We start from the raw sequence: 16,291 nt of genomic DNA on the forward strand, positions 1-16,291 counted from the left end.
CGATTCCAAATACAAAGGAGTGATCATCTTGAACCAAATGCAACCGTTTGATCCTTCGCAGTACATGCCTGCACCAACTGATCAACGTAATTCGGTCACAGCACAAACAATGACAGGTCGCCAGGCTCAAGAAGTACAAATGATGATGTTGGCAGCTAAACAGTTTCCACGAGATTTGAATGTTGCTTATGCAAACATCATGAAGGCATGCAGCAGAAAAATTCTTGCAGAAACAGCGATGTATGAGTATCCACGCGGGGGGCAAAAAGTTACAGGACCATCTATTCGCATGGCAGAAGTTCTCGCTCAGAATTGGGGAAATATCGACTACGGTGTCGTTGAGTTAGAACAAAAGAACGGTGAATCATCGATGATGGCATATGCCTGGGACTTGGAGACGAATACCAGACAAACGAAAATCTTTACAGTAAAACATGAGCGAAAGGCCAAAGGTTCTGTAAACAGACTCGATGATCCGCGTGACATCTACGAAATGACGGCAAATCAGGGCGCTCGACGTGTACGCGCATGCATCCTTGGTGTTATCCCTGGTGACATCGTAGAAGCAGCAATTAAGCAGTGTGAGATAACCCTGAAAAGTGGACATAAAGAACCTTTGTCTGATCGGGTAAGGAATGCTTTGGTTCTCTTCGAAAGAGAGTTCAGCGTGTCCAAGGATATGATCGAACAGTATTTCCGTTGCAAAGTTGATGCCTTTTCAGAACAGGACTTTTTGAAAATGGGACGAGTGTACAACTCGCTCAAGGATGGGATGGCAAAGCGTGAGGACTATTTCGACATAAAAGCAACTCATGACGTTGGGGCAAGAGCTGAGGAGCAATTTAAACAACAGCAGCAAGCGCAAGGTGGTGTAAAACCAGATGCTGGAGCTGAACAACAGTAATTACTTCTCACTCGAAGCGGATCAGCATTACATGAGCAACAGTCAATACAAGGACTTCGTCGAATGTGAGGCTAGGGCGATGGAGAAGCTGACGGGGTCTTGGAAAGAGCCTCCGAGCGAAGCTTTACTGCTCGGCTCTTATGTTCACGCATGGGCGGAAGGAACGTTGGATGAGTTCAAAACAAATAATCCCGAACTGTTCACGAAAAAAGGCGAGCTGTATGCACAGTATAAGCACGCTGACAAGATGATTGAAACACTCGCCAAAGACCCTTTCATCATGTTCCTGCTGCAAGGTGAGAAAGAGAAGATCATCACAGCAGAATTTGCCGGTGCGGTCTGGAAAGCAAAGTTGGACGTCAGGAACGAAGAGGGCGAGCGGATCGTTGACCTCAAAACTGTGAGGGACATCCGCGGTAAGCATTGGGACAAGGAACTTGGCTGCTATGTCTCATTCGTCGAGGCATACGGATACCTGAGGCAGATGGCACTTTACGCCGAATTGGAGCGAATCTACTATGGCCACAGTCACTTTTACGAAACTTACATCGTGGCAGTCTCCAAAGAAGATCCGCCTGATAAAGAGGTGATCGGGATGGATCAGCATCGGATGGAAGAAGAGCTGGCCGAAATTGAACGCCGCATGCCTAGGGTTCTTGAAGTGAAGAGCGGTAACGCTGAACCGAAACGTTGCGAAAACTGCCGGTACTGCCGGGAGACGAAAAAAGTAACCAAGGTGGTCCATTACATGGATCTGTTGGCATAACAGGAGGCGGAACACTTGAACAAGGCAATTCTGATCGGCAACCTGACGAAAGATCCTGAACTTCGCTACACGCCAAATGGAGTAGCAGTAACCACATTTACAGTTGCGATCAACCGTCCAAGACGAAGCGAGAATCAGGAAACGGATTTCATCAACATCGTTGCGTGGCAGAAGCTCGCTGATTTGGCTGCTGAGTATCTGGCCAAAGGTCGGCAATGCGCAGTAGAGGGTCGTATCCAGACACGTAATTACGACAACAAGGAAGGTAAGCGCGTGTATGTGACAGAGGTCATTGCTGAAAACATCCAGTTCCTCGGTGGACGCGGCGGGAATGGCCAGGGCGGACAGCGTGGAGAACAGCCAGAACGTGGACAAGATCCGTTCGGAGATCCATTTGCAAGTTCTGGTCAAGCAATCAACATCGATTTTGATAACCTGCAATTCTGAGGAGTGCGAATGATGAAAAACGGCCGAAGGCTCACACGTAAGGAAATCCAGCAAATCAAAGCATCAATGCCCAGCCTGAACGTCGCTGACTACCTCCGCGTGAAGCGAGCTGGCAACGTGCTGACGCTGGTGCATCGCCACACGAATAAGCTGCTTGAAGTTCCGGTGGCGCTATGATCGGGCAAGTTTACATCATCCAAGGGATGCGCTGGGAGGTAATCAAAGCCTTTCAGCGCAGAAAAGTCGAGTGGGCAAGGTTGAGATGCCTCGATAAAAGGAGAAAGTACAGGTCGGTGACGATTGAGTTTCTGAAGTTTATCGATCATCGGCGACTGGTGGTGTAGGGAGTGAGCAAACATGAGCATCAAATGGATAAAAATTACCACAACCATGTTCGATGACGAGAAAATCAAACTTATCCGAAATCTTCCTGAGTCTGACAGTATTCTACTGACTTGGATTCAACTGTTGGTGCAAGCAGGGAAGGCAAACGCAAGCGGCAGCATCATCTTGAATGAGCGTATCCCATACAGCGAGGAAATGCTGGCGACAATTTTTGACCGACCATTGAATATTATCCGGCTGGCACTTAACACTTTCGAACAGTTTGGAATGATCAACATCGAGAATGGCGTCATCACCATCTCCAATTGGGAGAAGCACCAGAACGTTGACGGCATGGAAAAGATCAGGGAATTGAACAGGCAGAGGGTTGCAAATCATCGACAGAAGAAAAAGCTACTCGCTGAAGGCAGTAATGGTACATGTAATGTTACAGTCACGCACGGTAACGCACTAGATATAGATAAAGAAATAGATATAGAAAAAGATAAAAACAAAAAGATTACCTCCGGCTATACGCCAGAGTTTGAAAGTTTTTGGTCAGTTTACCCAAAAAAGATCAGCAAGAAAGAAGCAGTCAAAAAATGGAGCACTCGCCTAAAGGAAAAAGTAGAGCCAGAAACTTTGATCCAAGCAGCAACGAACTATGCAATAGAATGCAAGAAACGCGGAACCTCACCAGAGTTCATCATGCATCCATCCACCTTTTTAGGACCGAATGAGAAATACGCTGACTACATCAGTCCTCCAGAACCACCTACTCCTCAACCACCAAAGAAACCGGATGGAGACGATTTCCTTACCAAGTACGGATTCAAATAGGAAGGGGTGTGACAATGATTTACAACGAAGAAGCAGAACGCTCTGTTTTAGGAGCCATCCTCATAGACGGTTCGCTGATCAAAGAAACAAAACTGCGACCGGAGCACTTCTTTGAAGAAGTTCATCGAGTAGTCTTCAAGGCAATGAGAGAAGTTGAGAAAGACGATGAGCCAATTGACTTGGTAACCGTTGTTACGCGGTTGCAAAAGTCAAAGACATCCAGTTCAGTAGGCGTTGCATACCTGACTAATTTGGGACAGTCGGTGCCAACAACAGCGAACTTCTCATTTTATGAAGCCCATGTGATAAATGCCTGGAAGTTGCGGCAGGCAATGGCACTTGTTACGGAATTTAAAGCCGGGATCAAAAGCAGCGCAGACGTTAACATGATCGGCGAAGTAATCGCCAATCTATCCCGAGTAGATGAAGTCGCATTTGATTCTGACTTTGAGATGAGAAAAGCACTGCTGGAAGTTTATGATGATCTGATGTCCAAGCAAGTAGAGGCTATCGAGGGCATATCCACCGGATACACTGATCTCGATGCATTTACAAACGGTATGAAGAATCAGGACCTCATCATATTGGCAGCCCGCCCATCAGTTGGTAAAACAGCATTCGCCCTCAACATTGGTGCGTATGCCAGTGACAAGGAAGATACCGTTACCGCAATTTTTTCGCTGGAAATGAATGAAAAGTCTCTCTTAAAACGACTCATCAGCGCATATGGACGGATCGATGCCACGAAACTCAGAAATCCAGAACGATTCTTTACCGAAGATGATCATCAACGTTTAACGATGGCCATGGGTTCAATCGAAAAATGGAACCTGTTCATCTATGATAAGCCATCGGTAACCATAAACGAGATCCGCGCAAAGCTACGGCAGCTGAAAAAGAAGTTTCCTGGTAAACGCCTGCTTTGCATCATCGATTATTTGCAGTTGATCCAACCAGTGAACCCGCAGCCAGGTAATCGTGCTCAAGAAATATCAGATATCTCTCGCGGACTGAAATTAATTGCTCGGGATTTGGACATTCCGGTGGTTGCGTTGTCGCAATTATCTCGATCAGTGGAAAGTCGGCAAAACAAACGACCGATGCTCAGTGATCTGCGCGAGAGCGGTAGCATCGAGCAAGATGCTGATCTGATTGCCTTCCTGTACCGAGATGATTACTACGACAAAGAAACAAGCAATCGCAACATCGTGGAAATTATCATCGGAAAGCAGCGGAACGGACCAACCGGAACAGTTGAGCTGGCATTCCTCAAGGAATACAACAAATTTGTGTCTCTGGATCACCGATTCCGGCAGACAACGATAGATGAGGTGGGAAATGGCAAAGCGTCCAGTCAATAAAATCACATCAGATATGCCGACACGGATTCCGATTCCAGAACGACTGCTACAGATAGCAGACCCGAAACAAAAACGTAATGCACTGGAAGCACATTGGTTCTCATATGGCTACAGAGATCGATATGAGGTTGATCGGATAGAAAACGGCCATTTCGTGATGGTCAGGAAGCAAACGATTGATTGAACACAACGGACATATCGATTTAAACGTTTTAAGCCATGAAATTACGCTGATACCGGACAAGCCAGAGCAAAATACTACAGAAGATTCAAACGAGCTAAAATCATGGCGAAATTCGGTCAGGGAGTGATCAAGATGAATGCAACGATAGGAACCCTAACCACTGAAATTTACCTGAGATTGAAAGAGGCAAATCTCGCGGATGCTGAGATCGCCAAAAAATTCGGCATGAAGTCACTGACTGCATGGAAAAAGGAACGCGGTTTGAACGGAGTTCAAAACAAGCCAGGCAGGGACAGCTACTTTGCGATTACTCCGCGAGCACCGTGGGTTAGCGTAGAAGAGGCACCTGAAGAGTCATCGGCTGTTGAAGATTTGCGAAAGGCTCTGCAAGAAAAGCACAAGCACATCAACCATCTGGAAGGTCTGCTGAATCGAGCAAATGTAGCGACCAGGGCGGCAGAAGCAAAAGCAGAGCAATACCTCGAACTGCTGAAAACGAACGGCATTCCGGTCCCATGAAGAAGCGATACTGCCCATTGTTGCGACGGATCGAGGAACAAGGAGAGATTTTCTTCGGCGACTTAGTCAAAGGGGTTTACTTCTCCGATTACGATCGGGTTTATGAAAAGCTGGAGGATTATAGGCAGCGCGGGTTGATCGACTACAAAGGCATTCGAATATGGGAGAACACGGTCATCGCGGTTAGGAGGAAGAAAAGTGGCAAGATTTGTGGGAATAGACCCGTCAACCGCAACCGGATTTGTGGTGATAGACGAGAACGGTCAGGTGGTCGAGGAAACAGAGATCGTAAGAAAAGGGGAAGATCCAGCCAGAATGATTTCGCTCATCGATGATGTAATCCGGCTGGTTCAACATGGTGATTATGTGGCGATTGAGGGTTTTGGATTCGCCAGCCAGCAAGCTATCCAAATGGGCGGAATTGGCTGGGGAATAAGAATGGCCCTTCACAGACGCGGAATCAATTACGTAGAGCCAGCACCAAATGCAGTGAAAAAGTTCTGCGGGTCCAAAGGGAACGCCAAGAAAGAGCATGTCTCGGTTGAGGTGTACAAACGGTGGGGATTTGAACACCGGAGCAACAACGTGGTTGATGCATTTGTAATCGCCCATCTATGCAGGGCCTATTACATGGAAAACCTTGATCTGCTGGCGTTTCAACGTGACGTGATTCTTACGATGAAGAACCCACCAGATAAAAAGTCTAGAAAAAATAAGTAGAAACAATAAAACGATTCGAGAGGATGAATGAAAATGAAATCGACATTCCGTGCAGAGGTAAAAAAGTTCAACACAGATGGTAAAAAGCGAGTAATTCAGCTTGAGGTCGTCGGGAAGATGAGTTCTCAAGCCATTCTTAATACCGACGCCTTGACCGGAAGTGTTGTGGAAGTGGTTCTGGATGATAATCAATTGACCATCGATGACGTTGAAGAAGAAGAAAACGACCAAATTGAAATTGATGATCTGGATCATGAAGATCGCGAGGGCATCGAGTACACTACGGACGTCAGTGGAGTCGTTGAGATAAATGATGCTGATCGAGTAGTTCAAGAGTTCGAAGCAGCCAGGGACGCAGAAGATTCGGAACATGCAAAGGAAGAGAAATTGCCTTTCACTGACACAGATGAGGAGTCCTTTTAAAAAGGGCTCCACTCTCTCGGAAAGGGTGACCCGGCATGATGATCATCATCAACGACAACATTCGAATCACCAATGACGGAAGGCACAACCTCATCATAGAAGAGCGAAAGCTCGTCAGGTCAACAAAAGAAGGCGTATCCGATCGATACGAATGGGATGTAGTAGGCTACTTCGGCAACTTGCAAGCGCTCTGTATCGCGCTAATTGACGTTGTGACGGTGCGATCAGAAGCGCAAAGTCTGGAAGAACTGATGAACGAGCTGCGGCGATTGCGGGATGAAATCATTCGAACAGTTCAACAGATGAAGGAGAGCGAAAACAATGCGCTGCCCTAACTGCGGAAGCACGAAAAGCATCGTCAAAGAAAAACGCCCGGTCAAGAATAAGCCCGAGATAACCCGGCGTCGCCGCGAGTGCCTGGTATGCAAGACCAGATGGACGACGCATGAGCTTCTGGCAGGAAAAGTGGACATCCCTGCGAGTCACACCGGATAACTCCGGCCGTGGCTGCCAAACAGATCGAGGACTGACTTGTAAACCCGAACTGGCACGACCGGAAACACGAAAGCAACGTGACCAGCGGCCAGGTTCAGCTTGTCGGAAGGTTGCTCAATGGCAAACGGTATCTCCATGGCTTGCAAGGCATCCTTCAAGTAACCAATATCAGACCATTCTACCAAGTAATAAAACGACTTTTCCACGATATCACGCCTCCTTTTCTGATAGGGTAGCACACCCGTTTGAGACAAAAAAACAGGCATCACTCCACGGAGGGATGAGTATGAATTTTGTCGAGCCAATCAGGGACATGCAGAAATTGGACGAGCTTAAATCACTGTTGAAAAAGCGGTCTGAGCGAGACTATTTCTTGGTGGTACTGGGCATCAACACCGGGTTGAGAATATCCGATCTGCTGCGCTTGAAAGTGGCGGACGTGAAAGGTAAGAGTCACATCATTTTGGTCGAGAAGAAGACGGGCAAGCGAAAAAGGTTTCTCATCAACGACAGCCTGCGTAAAGAGGTTGATCAATACGTCATTGGCAAGAAAGGCGACGAGTATCTTTTTGCCTCGACGAAAAGGCCCCAACCAATCACTCGGGTCCGGGCCTACCAAATCATCAACGGAGCTGCGAAGAAGATAGGACTGAGCGAGATTGGTACCCATACACTTCGTAAGACGTTTGGCTACCATTTCTATCAGCGCACAAAAGACATCGCCACACTCCAGATGATATTCAATCACTCGCACCCGTCGATCACGTTGAGATACATCGGTATCACGCAAGACTTGATCGACGACGCGGTGAACAGATTCAGCCTGTAAAGGCTGGTAACAAACGCTCAATTTTGATAAATAGGCGGTGACGGCATGCAGGAACACCAAGCAAAAATAGAGCGCCTGATCGGGATGGAACGCGCAGAAGTCCAGCGGAAACATGTCGCTGCTTTGGTTGACGGATTGAAGTGCGGGGAGCTGACTGTCGCGGACGTTACAGCATACACCAACATCACACCTGAGAAGTTGGCGGAGCTGATGATGACGTGACAGAAGCAGAAGTTTGGCACCTCAATTACAGCATCGCATTTAACAACCGGGCACTTGAAGAGGATCGCGCTCTGTTGCAGATGGCCTATGATCAATTAAGACGGCATCACCAGGAGCTGAATATCCGTAGAAAAGCGATCAGTGCCAGACAGAGCATTGAATACCTGACAAAGAAATTTATTCCAGACATCCAAGAAGAGATAGCCATGATTGAAAGGCTGATCGAGATCAGGAAGCTGCAGCTGACTGGACTTACCTACGAAGAGGCTGAGGCATTTTTGGAAGCAGGCGCAAGCGAAAGGCAGTTAGAACTGTTCGGGTGAAATGGGGGGAGAACAATGCCTTTTACGAAAGAAATCATCGTCGACAACTTCGCGGGGGGCGGCGGGGCCAGCACCGGAATCGAGCTGGCAACTGGCTGCAGCGTAGACATCGCCATCAATCACGATCCGGCAGCGATCGCCATGCACCGGGCCAATCACCCGGAAACAGAGCACTATTGCGAGTCGGTGTGGGATGTTGATCCGCGCCAGGTGACGCAGGGGCGGCCGGTAGCACTCTGCTGGTTTAGCCCGGACTGCAAGCATTTCAGCAAGGCCAAAGGTGGCAAGCCAAAGGAAAAAGGTATCCGGGGGCTGGCATGGGTCGCCGTACGTTGGGCAGCCACGGTGAAACCGCGGGTCATCATGCTGGAGAATGTTGAAGAGTTCAAGACGTGGGGGCCGTTGTTGAAAAACGGCATGCCGGACCCGGACAAGAAGGGCCGTACGTTCCAAGCGTTCGTGAACGCGCTCAAACGGCAAGGGTACCAGGTTGACTACAGGGAGCTGCGGGCTTGCGATTACGGAGCGCCCACGACTCGCAAGCGGTTTTTCTTGATCGCGCGATGCGACGGCAGAAAAATCGTCTGGCCGGAGCCGACACACGGTGATCCAGAGAGCGCGGAAGTAAAGAGTGGGAGACTCAAGCCCTGGCGAACGGCAGCCGAAATCATCGACTGGTCGCTGCCATGCCCGAGCATCTTCGGGAGAAAACGTCCTTTAGCTGAGAACACGATGCGTCGGATCGCGCGCGGCATCCAGCGTTTCTTGATCGACAATCCGAACCCTTTCATAGTACGGATCGGGCAGACAGGTTTTGGTGGAGATCGATTGCAATATGAGGTAGATCAGCCTCTTACCACGATCACGACGAAAGCGGAGCATCTGCTTGTAACTCCGGTTCTTGGCGTAAACACATCTGGACACCCTGGCAGTCGGCCAGACGAGCCATTGCGCACCGTCACAACAGGAAACCATCACATGCTTGTAAGCCCGACGCTGATCCAGATGGGATACGGCGAGCGGACCGGGCAGAAGCCTCGCGTTCTCGATCTTGAGAAGCCAATCGGAACCGTGACAGCAGGAGGGAACAAGTTCGCGGTAGCGGAAGCCGTGCTCGCGGTGCCGCATATCACGAAGTTCCGTACCGGAGCGACCGGACATGGTATTAATGAACCATTACACACCATAACCTCTGGTGCGGGTAGCAAACGCCCGGCAGGGGCCGCTCATGCAATGGGAATGGTCACAGCATTTCTATCTCGACAATTTGGGCAATCGGTTGGACATGGGGCAGATGTTCCGGCGGCCACGATTACAGCCGGGGGCGGCGGTAAGTCGGCACTGGTCACCAGCCACTTGGTCAAAATGCGCGGGACTAACATCGGACAACCAGCGACAGAACCGTTGCAGACAATTACAGCTGGCGGGAACCATTTTGGCGAGGTGCGGACCTTCCTGATGAAGTATTACGGTGCCGGGATCGGGCAGGAGTGCAGCGAACCTTTACACACGATTCCGACAAAAGATCGGTTCGGGCTGGTGACGATCCACGGTCAAGACTATCAAATTGTTGATATCGGCATGAGGATGCTGGAACCACATGAGTTATTCGCTGCCCAGGGCTTCCCGGACACATATGTCATCGATCGGGACGCTGACGGCAAGTCATATTCCAAAAGTGCCCAGGTGGCGCGCTGCGGAAACTCCGTTCCGCCCCCATTCGCGGAAGCGCTGGTCCGGGCTAATCTGCCAGAACATTGCGCTGGAGCTGGGAATGTTGCGGTATTCGAAAGATACAAGGAGCAGCCGGCCGGGCAGCTGGCGCTGACTATGTAGTCAATGGGTACAAAATGCTCAGGGAGATAAGGAGGGAGCATAGTGGGCAGAAACAAATACACTCGTTGCTATCTTATGGAATCATCGTTGGGGCAAATGGAACAAATGGCTCCGTCTCAAAAGGAAGCAATTGTACGTTTCAAAACAGAAAATCCGACCGCCAAAAAAGTTAAAGTGGTCGCTGTCATGACGGCATTTGGGTGGCACTGCAAAGAAGCCAAGTAGCTTTACATTTTGTGTAAAAAGAATAGACCCTCACTTTTGAGAGTCTTTATACTCACGAAACTGTTCGATTTGCGCTCGCAACCACAATGGCCCACTTGCCAGACGCTGAATAGGTTTGGGGAAAACCCCGCGATTGATGTAAGTCACCAGTTTCTGTTTTTTCCAGCCGAGCAGTTCTGCTGATTCGGCAACGCCGACAAGTGGGGGGATCAGTTTCCCGAGATGTCATCCGGGTATTCGCCTTTCGCCAGATGTCTCGCACACTCACCAGCTTCTTCGCACCAGATGATATCGCCTTTGTCATAAGCGTGGTCGTAATCGGCACGGAGAAACTTTTCGCCGTCCTCTTCAACCAGCATGACATCTGTACCAGTTTCGATGGCAACCTTTACGACACTCTCAAAATTTTCGATAGACACCTTGTAGTTTTCAAATGCTTTCACTTCGATCACTCCTCCGTTTTGTTAACTTTATAATACATTAATTGTATTACAGAGTCAACAGTCAGAGAAGGTAATTTTACAAAATAGTTAGGGAAGGAAGTGCAATATCTCATGTGGCCTATGCACTCAAAGAACGGATTGAAACGCGGTGACCGGGTAAAGCACATCAACAGCCATCGCAGCAAGTGGAAACACCTGGTCAACGGCGAGGTGGAGGACATATCCATGACGGAAGAATCGGTTTATGTGAAGTGGTACAACGAGAACGGAAAACCGTTCCACTGGGCGAAGTACGATTGCCACAAGATTGAGAAAATCGGACAGGGAGGACAGAACGATGCCACACTGGTCTGATACTTACCCGCACAATGTTTACGCAAGCGTTCTGCTGCTGGACGAAAAAATCTACAACTACAAAGTAGGGGGGAGTTATTGGAAAACTCCTCTCGAAGTCAAAATGCGCTACTCAGATTTCGACAAGATCGACCGCATGACTGTGGAACATACCTACTTTGAGGTGAACAACTCTGAAGAGCACAATGCTGCTTTTGAGGTATTGGCAAGGGATTGGTTCAAGAAATGGGAAATTCACGAAAATCATATCGGCGCCAGGTGCTATTAACAAATCGGTAATTGAGATCCATAAGGAGGAAACCCAATTGAATATCAAAGAAGCACTAGCAGCCAAAGGTATTCGCCAATTGAGAAAAGGCGAGTCTTTAGCTGATGCTATAACCTCTATTTACAGAGGTGTACCTAGAAAGGGATACGAATACAAACGCGCTGACGGAAGTCTGATGCATAGAAATGAGATCGTCCGAACAGCACATAGAGAGGCACTTTCTAAAACAGTACAAGAACCGTACTATGTAGGTCCTAAAGCAATAAACATAGACGATATACCAGCGTGCGATGACTTCAGAGACGACCTTTCACAAGCAGGAACCATAGCTAAGTGCCAATATTGCAGCCGCCCACTGAGAGTCGATGAAGACGAGTACGATAGTTTCGACATCTTATGTTGTGTACGCTGCATGGACCACGCCATCTTAGAGCATTGCATGTAAGATAGGGGACACGAAGGTGCGTATTAACAAACCACACGATTTGACAAACGGAGGAATCGTGATGAGTCAATGGGCTGAGAATATTCAAGCGTTCTGGCATGGCGACTGGCGTGAGTATATCGCGTGGAAGGGATCGCACCAGATCCTGGTCTATCCGACAGATGAGCATCCTGGCCCTCCATCACATGTTATCCAGTACACCAAGAGGATTGAGACGTTGGAAGATTTCAACGATGCCTTACAGAACGGAAAGTGGCTCAAGGCTACTTACGAAGAGACAGAAGAACCAATTTAACACACGATTTGTTAAATCGGTAATTTAAACTCTGCTTTTATGATCGTGATTGCAAAATCAAGAGTTTGATCAGCACCGTACTTTAGCCCTTCAGCGAAATCACCACTACTATCTTGAAACGTCTTTGCTTGTGTTTCCTTTAGGGTTTCAAGTGTCTCCAATACGCGCTGGACCTTACCAATACGGAAAGTTTCAGACATTATAGCCACCTCATCATTAGAATTAGTAGAAGTGTCGCCGAAAGTATGAGTTTGTATACATTTGATTACAAAATCAATGTCGGCGGCTACGTTGGCAGCAGTACGCGAAACGAGATCGAATATGCAAAGAAAACAGGTAAGCCAGTGCGGTATCTCGACGAACAAGCTGCAATTTAACATATCATTACATGTGGTAAATGGGGGCGGATGCTGTGAAGTGTAAACATTGCGGAGAGGAAATGGTCGAAGAAGAACTGTACGACTTGGGTTACGGGCAAAGGGGAGTCGATTACAATTGCCCAAACGCGTGCGGGTTGCTCAAGTGGATGGAAAAGCAGCAAGCAAAAGATAAATAGGGAGGGAACGGGATGCAAGCAGGACGTGAGATCAAGTTTCGGGGGAAACGCAAAGACAACGGAGAGTGGGTGTATGGCTACATCTGGATCATTCCGGTGTTGCAAATTCATTACATTTTGACAGGCAAAATTGATATGCGCGATTGCTCCATCGAGAAATATGAAGTCGATCCAGCATCTGTCGGACAATTCACCGGCCTCCGCGACAAGAACGACCGTGAGATTTACGAGGGGGATATCCTGGGAAAAACGTCCGAAACAAGCGGGCTGTCATATCGCTACACCGTTGAGTGGGACTCCGAAAATGCGCGCTTTATGGCAAGAGGAAAACATTTTCAGGAACTGGTGTCTGACTCATTGGAACGCTGTTGTGAACTGCTGGAGGTGAGCAAGTGATCGGAGGATTCAATATCGATCCTGACGAGTGGTATCACAAGCTGTGGTTCTATCCATTGTGCTTAGTCCTCTTGGTTGCACTTACGTGTTGGGAAACGGCTAAAGAATTGAAGCAGAAAATACAGAGAAAGGAGTGATAGCCAGTGCGTGACGCAGAAAAAGACCTGGCTTTGTGCGAGGCGGCTACGCCGGGACCATGGGAGTCACTACCTGACGCAGTAATGGCCAGCAATATAGTTCTTCGCTGGGTATGCCAGATGTATGACAGTGTAGATGTGTTTCCAAGCGCAGCGGCAGACGCGCGTTTTATTGCTGAATCACGCACCGCGTTGCCGCACTGGATTCAGCGGGCGGTTGTAGCGGAGGCGGAGGTTGAACGATTGAAAAATACGATGAGAAGCATGTCGGGATCGCTGATAGCTTGGTCTATGCACCTGGATGATACCGTTTTGACGCCCCTACAGTTCCGCGAGCTGCAACGGATAACAAAGCCACTTTTCGAGGCTTAACATAAGAGAAATTGTGAGAAACGGGGTGATTCTCTTGTTCGATATCCGGAAGTTTGTAGAGGATGGCTTTCAAGAAACGCAGGAGAAATCGAAAGCATTTGAGGATGAACATGCCAGCACCTCAAAGCGAATAGAGGCCTTCAGGGAACAAATGAGCAACAAGAAATGGCGGTTATTGAATGAGCGCGAATCTCCAGAAGAGGAAGTGCGGAAAACAGATGAAAAAAATCGCTTTAAAAATTGAATGCGATTGCGGAACAGTATTTGAAACTTATCCTCCAGAAGCATCTTATGGTGATGAAATTGAATTGAATTGCCCGTACTGCCAAGGGGACGTAGGAAAGTGGTTTCTTATTAAAGACAAAGAGAAATTGTGATCAGTGGAGGAGCATTGATGACTCAGGACCAGATAGAGAAAGCGCGAAACTTGATAGAAAGCATGGGCCTTTGGGAAGTGGACAAGATTCGAATTAATTATATTTCGGATCGCTGGGTACAATTCAGCTGCGAGAAGAAGGTCTGCAACGGCCCTACCATGATAAGAAACGTCAAGCACACTATACGCGATTGGATTAAAGAGAGGTCATTTGACGAGAAGGTAGAGACTGAGCTGCAACAGTTCGTATCCATGTTGAAGCAGCGTAACGAGGAGATTATCCGGCTACGCAGGAAAGAAGAACATCTTCGTAATTTGTTGTAAAGAAATTGTGATGAGGAGGAGAGAACGTGGTAGCAGAGTGGAGCGATAAGATATCAGCGTTTTGGTACGGCGGGATAGATGTAAAGAATGGGCAATCAGTGGAGCTCATCGCATGGAAAGGGTCTCATCACATCATGGTTTACCCGGTCCACGAACATCCTCAGCCTCCTTCGAAGTTCTTGCAATATCACAAACGAATCGAAACCTTGGAAGACTTCCAGGATGCGATAGATAACAACAAGGAGTATATGGCTACTTACTTGTCGCTGGAACGCATTTAACAAAATATTTCAGGAGCAAAGGAGGCTGCACATGATCACTCAAACAGAAGAAGAAGCGTTGATTACGCAGGCCAAAGTCAATGCGATGGCATACCGGCAACCAATCATCGACCGACTGGACAGGCAGACCGAGAAGGGGATCAGAAAGTACGGCGATACGATCGACAAAGCCGGGCACTTGAAGAACGGAACGGAGCGACTGGAGTATCTGGCTGAAGAGTTGATTGATGCCCTGGTCTACATCGAGGACATAAAAGCAAACGGAGCCGGAATGGAGCAGCTGATCCAAGAGCTGAGCAGTGAATGGGCTGCGTATAAAGAAGCGCTGGAAACCATCAGGAAGATCCTTCTGGATACCTTACATATGAACAATCCAGTGGCTATGGTGAGATGGTCGACTATCACAGTGGCCGATCCGATGAAAGTGGTTGAACTCACTAGATACGTGACTGACTGGTACGAGAAAGACCGTGATCGATTGGCTGAACTACTGATGGAAAAGAACGAAGCGTAACAAAAAGCCCCCTCAGGGGAGCTTAATCCATCCAATACACATACCTTTGAGGGGGAATCACAGTGGCTGCCAGCACAACAATGAGCAAAGACCTGTTGATAGAAAAGGTTTGCGAAAAATGCCCAGCCACTTGCTGGGGGAAGAAAGCCCACTGCCAAGTACATGATCTTCATGTCGGTAAAATTGATTCTTGTCCTGAATGGGACAAATACGCACTTGAACAACAAGGATTGATAGAACAGAATGGTCAACTTGCATTCACAACAATTGAGCCGGCCATGGAGTGGGTGCAAAAGGCTGAAGAGGTCATTAAAGGTTATCGTTACATGTTGAATAGGGCTGCTTGGCTGAAAGATGAACTGAATAGAGCGATCTCTGATTCACCACCAGGTTCAAGACTGGTTGCTCAATATGGAATCGAAGCAACACTCCCAAAAGCTCAGGGTACTAAACCAACCAGCCTAAACATTCCAGAAGAGTTATACGAGCGGAAAGTAAAACGCCTGACGGATTTGGAGATAAAGATCAAGGAAGCGGAGCATGCCGCCGAGCAAATCGTTGATCCGCAAGAAAAAGCTGTGCTGGAATGCTTGATGGATGGAGAAAGAATGAATATGATCGCGCTGATTGTCGGAGTATCCCGGCAACGGGTGCATGAGATACGAAAAAGTATCGTCCAAAAGCTTGCATGGGCTTTGTACAGCATTCAAAACGGTTGACACTTCTGACAAAACTTAACGTTTTGGACGTTTTGAGCGGAGTTGCTCGCTATCGGTTTATAATTGAGCCAAGCGAATAAATCAAAGACAAGCAAGGCCATCCGGCGACGGGTGGCTTTTCTGTTGGAGTTGATACTATGCGTTCCTTTGCAAAGAAGAATGAAACACAAGCGGCGACCAAGTTGCCGAAGGATCACAAGTGTTACGGCTGCGAGTGGGTGAATTACCACGACAACAAGATTGTATGCGTGCGGGTGCCGTGTGTAAGAGAAAAGCCAGCGAGATAGTAGCAGCGCTTGGCGAGAAAGGGACATTGTGGGCTCAGGCCCAACAAATGCAATGCGAGATCAAGGCTCCGGCTACTCGCCCCTTTCCCGGCAGGCGTTGCTTGCC

Annotated in this window: 31 protein-coding genes; 28 read left to right on the top strand and 3 right to left on the bottom strand. The window is 48.2% G+C overall.

What is annotated here, in order from left to right:
- Nucleotides 1–28 precede the first annotated feature (28 nt).
- The 10 genes from HP435_RS28755 (at nucleotide 29) to HP435_RS28800 (ending at nucleotide 6,823) form a co-directional block, all read left to right on the top strand.
- Entirely contained in the window at nucleotides 29–904 is an 876-nt protein-coding gene (locus HP435_RS28755) for a hypothetical protein (RefSeq protein WP_370641123.1), read from the top strand.
- Complete coding sequence (locus tag HP435_RS28760) at nucleotides 882–1,670, top strand: PD-(D/E)XK nuclease-like domain-containing protein (protein WP_173600055.1); 789 nt, start codon at nucleotides 882–884, stop codon at nucleotides 1,668–1,670. The genes HP435_RS28755 and HP435_RS28760 overlap by 23 nt, the downstream gene beginning before the upstream one ends.
- Before the next feature lie 15 nt (nucleotides 1,671–1,685).
- Entirely contained in the window at nucleotides 1,686–2,117 is a 432-nt protein-coding gene (locus HP435_RS28765) for a single-stranded DNA-binding protein (protein WP_173600056.1), read from the top strand.
- Between the two features lie 9 nt (nucleotides 2,118–2,126).
- Nucleotides 2,127–2,294 (top strand): DUF6906 family protein, encoded by a 168-nt coding sequence (locus HP435_RS28770; protein WP_217365849.1) that lies wholly within the window; start codon nucleotides 2,127–2,129, stop codon nucleotides 2,292–2,294.
- A gap of 180 nt (nucleotides 2,295–2,474) precedes the next feature.
- A complete protein-coding gene (locus HP435_RS28775; RefSeq protein WP_173600058.1) occupies nucleotides 2,475–3,281 on the top strand; it encodes a phage replisome organizer N-terminal domain-containing protein in 807 nt (268 codons plus the stop codon).
- Nucleotides 3,282–3,295: 14 nt separating this feature from the next.
- Complete coding sequence (gene dnaB, locus HP435_RS28780; RefSeq protein ID WP_173600059.1) at nucleotides 3,296–4,642, top strand: replicative DNA helicase; 1,347 nt, start codon at nucleotides 3,296–3,298, stop codon at nucleotides 4,640–4,642.
- 316 nt (nucleotides 4,643–4,958) lie between these two features.
- Nucleotides 4,959–5,345 (top strand): hypothetical protein, encoded by a 387-nt coding sequence (locus tag HP435_RS28785; RefSeq protein WP_173600060.1) that lies wholly within the window; start codon nucleotides 4,959–4,961, stop codon nucleotides 5,343–5,345.
- 198 nt (nucleotides 5,346–5,543) lie between these two features.
- A complete protein-coding gene (locus tag HP435_RS28790) occupies nucleotides 5,544–6,065 on the top strand; it encodes a crossover junction endodeoxyribonuclease RuvC (RefSeq protein WP_173600061.1) in 522 nt (173 codons plus the stop codon).
- 33 nt (nucleotides 6,066–6,098) lie between these two features.
- Nucleotides 6,099–6,488 carry a hypothetical protein gene (locus HP435_RS28795; protein WP_173600062.1) on the top strand — a complete coding sequence of 130 codons (390 nt, stop codon included), beginning with the start codon at nucleotides 6,099–6,101 and terminating at the stop codon, nucleotides 6,486–6,488.
- Between the two features lie 35 nt (nucleotides 6,489–6,523).
- Nucleotides 6,524–6,823: a hypothetical protein gene (locus tag HP435_RS28800; protein WP_173600063.1), complete on the top strand. Its 300-nt coding sequence runs from the start codon at nucleotides 6,524–6,526 to the stop codon at nucleotides 6,821–6,823.
- A 147-nt stretch (nucleotides 6,824–6,970) separates the two neighbouring features.
- Here the strand turns inward: HP435_RS28800 and HP435_RS28805 are convergent, their stop codons facing one another.
- On the bottom strand, nucleotides 6,971–7,189 hold the full coding sequence (locus HP435_RS28805; protein ID WP_173600064.1) for a hypothetical protein: 219 nt from the start codon (nucleotides 7,187–7,189) through the stop codon (nucleotides 6,971–6,973).
- An 80-nt stretch (nucleotides 7,190–7,269) separates the two neighbouring features.
- On the opposite strand from HP435_RS28805, the gene HP435_RS28810 reads away from it, so the two are divergent.
- Genes HP435_RS28810 through HP435_RS28830 form a run of 5 tightly spaced genes read left to right on the top strand, consistent with a single transcriptional unit; the run spans nucleotide 7,270 to nucleotide 10,418 of the window.
- Complete coding sequence (locus HP435_RS28810) at nucleotides 7,270–7,812, top strand: site-specific integrase (protein ID WP_229050018.1); 543 nt, start codon at nucleotides 7,270–7,272, stop codon at nucleotides 7,810–7,812.
- A gap of 45 nt (nucleotides 7,813–7,857) precedes the next feature.
- Nucleotides 7,858–8,034, top strand: coding sequence for a hypothetical protein (locus tag HP435_RS28815; protein ID WP_173600242.1), 177 nt, complete (start codon nucleotides 7,858–7,860; stop codon nucleotides 8,032–8,034).
- Nucleotides 8,031–8,357 carry a hypothetical protein gene (locus HP435_RS28820; RefSeq protein WP_173600241.1) on the top strand — a complete coding sequence of 109 codons (327 nt, stop codon included), beginning with the start codon at nucleotides 8,031–8,033 and terminating at the stop codon, nucleotides 8,355–8,357. Before HP435_RS28815 ends, HP435_RS28820 begins: the two co-directional genes overlap by 4 nt.
- 15 nt (nucleotides 8,358–8,372) lie before the next feature.
- Nucleotides 8,373–10,193 carry a DNA cytosine methyltransferase gene (locus HP435_RS28825; RefSeq protein WP_173600240.1) on the top strand — a complete coding sequence of 607 codons (1,821 nt, stop codon included), beginning with the start codon at nucleotides 8,373–8,375 and terminating at the stop codon, nucleotides 10,191–10,193.
- Between the two features lie 42 nt (nucleotides 10,194–10,235).
- On the top strand, nucleotides 10,236–10,418 hold the full coding sequence (locus HP435_RS28830; RefSeq protein WP_173600159.1) for a hypothetical protein: 183 nt from the start codon (nucleotides 10,236–10,238) through the stop codon (nucleotides 10,416–10,418).
- A gap of 209 nt (nucleotides 10,419–10,627) precedes the next feature.
- Here HP435_RS28830 and HP435_RS28835 read toward each other — a convergent pair whose 3' ends face one another.
- The gene (locus HP435_RS28835; protein ID WP_173600160.1) at nucleotides 10,628–10,861 is read right to left on the bottom strand and encodes a hypothetical protein; all 234 of its coding nucleotides are present in this window, start codon (nucleotides 10,859–10,861) and stop codon (nucleotides 10,628–10,630) included.
- Nucleotides 10,862–10,972: 111 nt separating this feature from the next.
- Here HP435_RS28835 and HP435_RS28840 point away from each other — a divergent pair, with 111 nt between their 5' ends.
- From HP435_RS28840 to HP435_RS28855, 4 genes are all read left to right on the top strand, one after another.
- Complete coding sequence (locus HP435_RS28840) at nucleotides 10,973–11,215, top strand: hypothetical protein (protein WP_173600161.1); 243 nt, start codon at nucleotides 10,973–10,975, stop codon at nucleotides 11,213–11,215.
- Nucleotides 11,199–11,483, top strand: coding sequence for a hypothetical protein (locus HP435_RS28845; protein ID WP_173600162.1), 285 nt, complete (start codon nucleotides 11,199–11,201; stop codon nucleotides 11,481–11,483). The genes HP435_RS28840 and HP435_RS28845 overlap by 17 nt, the downstream gene beginning before the upstream one ends.
- Nucleotides 11,484–11,520: 37 nt before the next feature.
- Nucleotides 11,521–11,928 (top strand): hypothetical protein, encoded by a 408-nt coding sequence (locus tag HP435_RS28850; protein ID WP_173600163.1) that lies wholly within the window; start codon nucleotides 11,521–11,523, stop codon nucleotides 11,926–11,928.
- Between the two features lie 61 nt (nucleotides 11,929–11,989).
- Entirely contained in the window at nucleotides 11,990–12,223 is a 234-nt protein-coding gene (locus HP435_RS28855; RefSeq protein WP_173600164.1) for a hypothetical protein, read from the top strand.
- Between the two features lie 11 nt (nucleotides 12,224–12,234).
- Here HP435_RS28855 and HP435_RS28860 read toward each other — a convergent pair whose 3' ends face one another.
- Nucleotides 12,235–12,423, bottom strand: a complete 189-nt coding sequence (locus HP435_RS28860) for a hypothetical protein (RefSeq protein WP_173600165.1) — start codon at nucleotides 12,421–12,423, stop codon at nucleotides 12,235–12,237.
- Nucleotides 12,424–12,468: 45 nt separating this feature from the next.
- Here HP435_RS28860 and HP435_RS29190 point away from each other — a divergent pair, with 45 nt between their 5' ends.
- The 9 genes from HP435_RS29190 (at nucleotide 12,469) to HP435_RS28900 (ending at nucleotide 15,898) form a co-directional block, all read left to right on the top strand.
- Nucleotides 12,469–12,600 carry a hypothetical protein gene (locus HP435_RS29190; protein ID WP_255679281.1) on the top strand — a complete coding sequence of 44 codons (132 nt, stop codon included), beginning with the start codon at nucleotides 12,469–12,471 and terminating at the stop codon, nucleotides 12,598–12,600.
- A gap of 35 nt (nucleotides 12,601–12,635) precedes the next feature.
- The gene (locus tag HP435_RS28865; RefSeq protein ID WP_173600166.1) at nucleotides 12,636–12,779 is read left to right on the top strand and encodes a hypothetical protein; all 144 of its coding nucleotides are present in this window, start codon (nucleotides 12,636–12,638) and stop codon (nucleotides 12,777–12,779) included.
- A gap of 12 nt (nucleotides 12,780–12,791) precedes the next feature.
- Complete coding sequence (locus HP435_RS28870; protein WP_173600167.1) at nucleotides 12,792–13,175, top strand: YopX family protein; 384 nt, start codon at nucleotides 12,792–12,794, stop codon at nucleotides 13,173–13,175.
- Nucleotides 13,176–13,318: 143 nt separating this feature from the next.
- Entirely contained in the window at nucleotides 13,319–13,684 is a 366-nt protein-coding gene (locus tag HP435_RS28875; RefSeq protein ID WP_173600168.1) for a hypothetical protein, read from the top strand.
- A gap of 13 nt (nucleotides 13,685–13,697) precedes the next feature.
- On the top strand, nucleotides 13,698–13,928 hold the full coding sequence (locus HP435_RS28880) for a hypothetical protein (RefSeq protein ID WP_229050021.1): 231 nt from the start codon (nucleotides 13,698–13,700) through the stop codon (nucleotides 13,926–13,928).
- Nucleotides 13,929–14,078: 150 nt separating this feature from the next.
- Nucleotides 14,079–14,384, top strand: a complete 306-nt coding sequence (locus tag HP435_RS28885; protein WP_173600170.1) for a hypothetical protein — start codon at nucleotides 14,079–14,081, stop codon at nucleotides 14,382–14,384.
- 26 nt (nucleotides 14,385–14,410) lie between these two features.
- Nucleotides 14,411–14,665, top strand: coding sequence for a hypothetical protein (locus HP435_RS28890; protein ID WP_217365864.1), 255 nt, complete (start codon nucleotides 14,411–14,413; stop codon nucleotides 14,663–14,665).
- A gap of 31 nt (nucleotides 14,666–14,696) precedes the next feature.
- Nucleotides 14,697–15,179 (top strand): hypothetical protein, encoded by a 483-nt coding sequence (locus tag HP435_RS28895; RefSeq protein ID WP_173600171.1) that lies wholly within the window; start codon nucleotides 14,697–14,699, stop codon nucleotides 15,177–15,179.
- Nucleotides 15,180–15,241: 62 nt separating this feature from the next.
- Entirely contained in the window at nucleotides 15,242–15,898 is a 657-nt protein-coding gene (locus HP435_RS28900) for a helix-turn-helix domain-containing protein (protein ID WP_229050023.1), read from the top strand.
- Nucleotides 15,899–16,291 lie beyond the last annotated feature (393 nt).

This window comes from Brevibacillus sp. HD3.3A, from assembly GCF_013284375.2.
GTDB lineage: Bacteria > Bacillota > Bacilli > Brevibacillales > Brevibacillaceae > Brevibacillus > Brevibacillus parabrevis.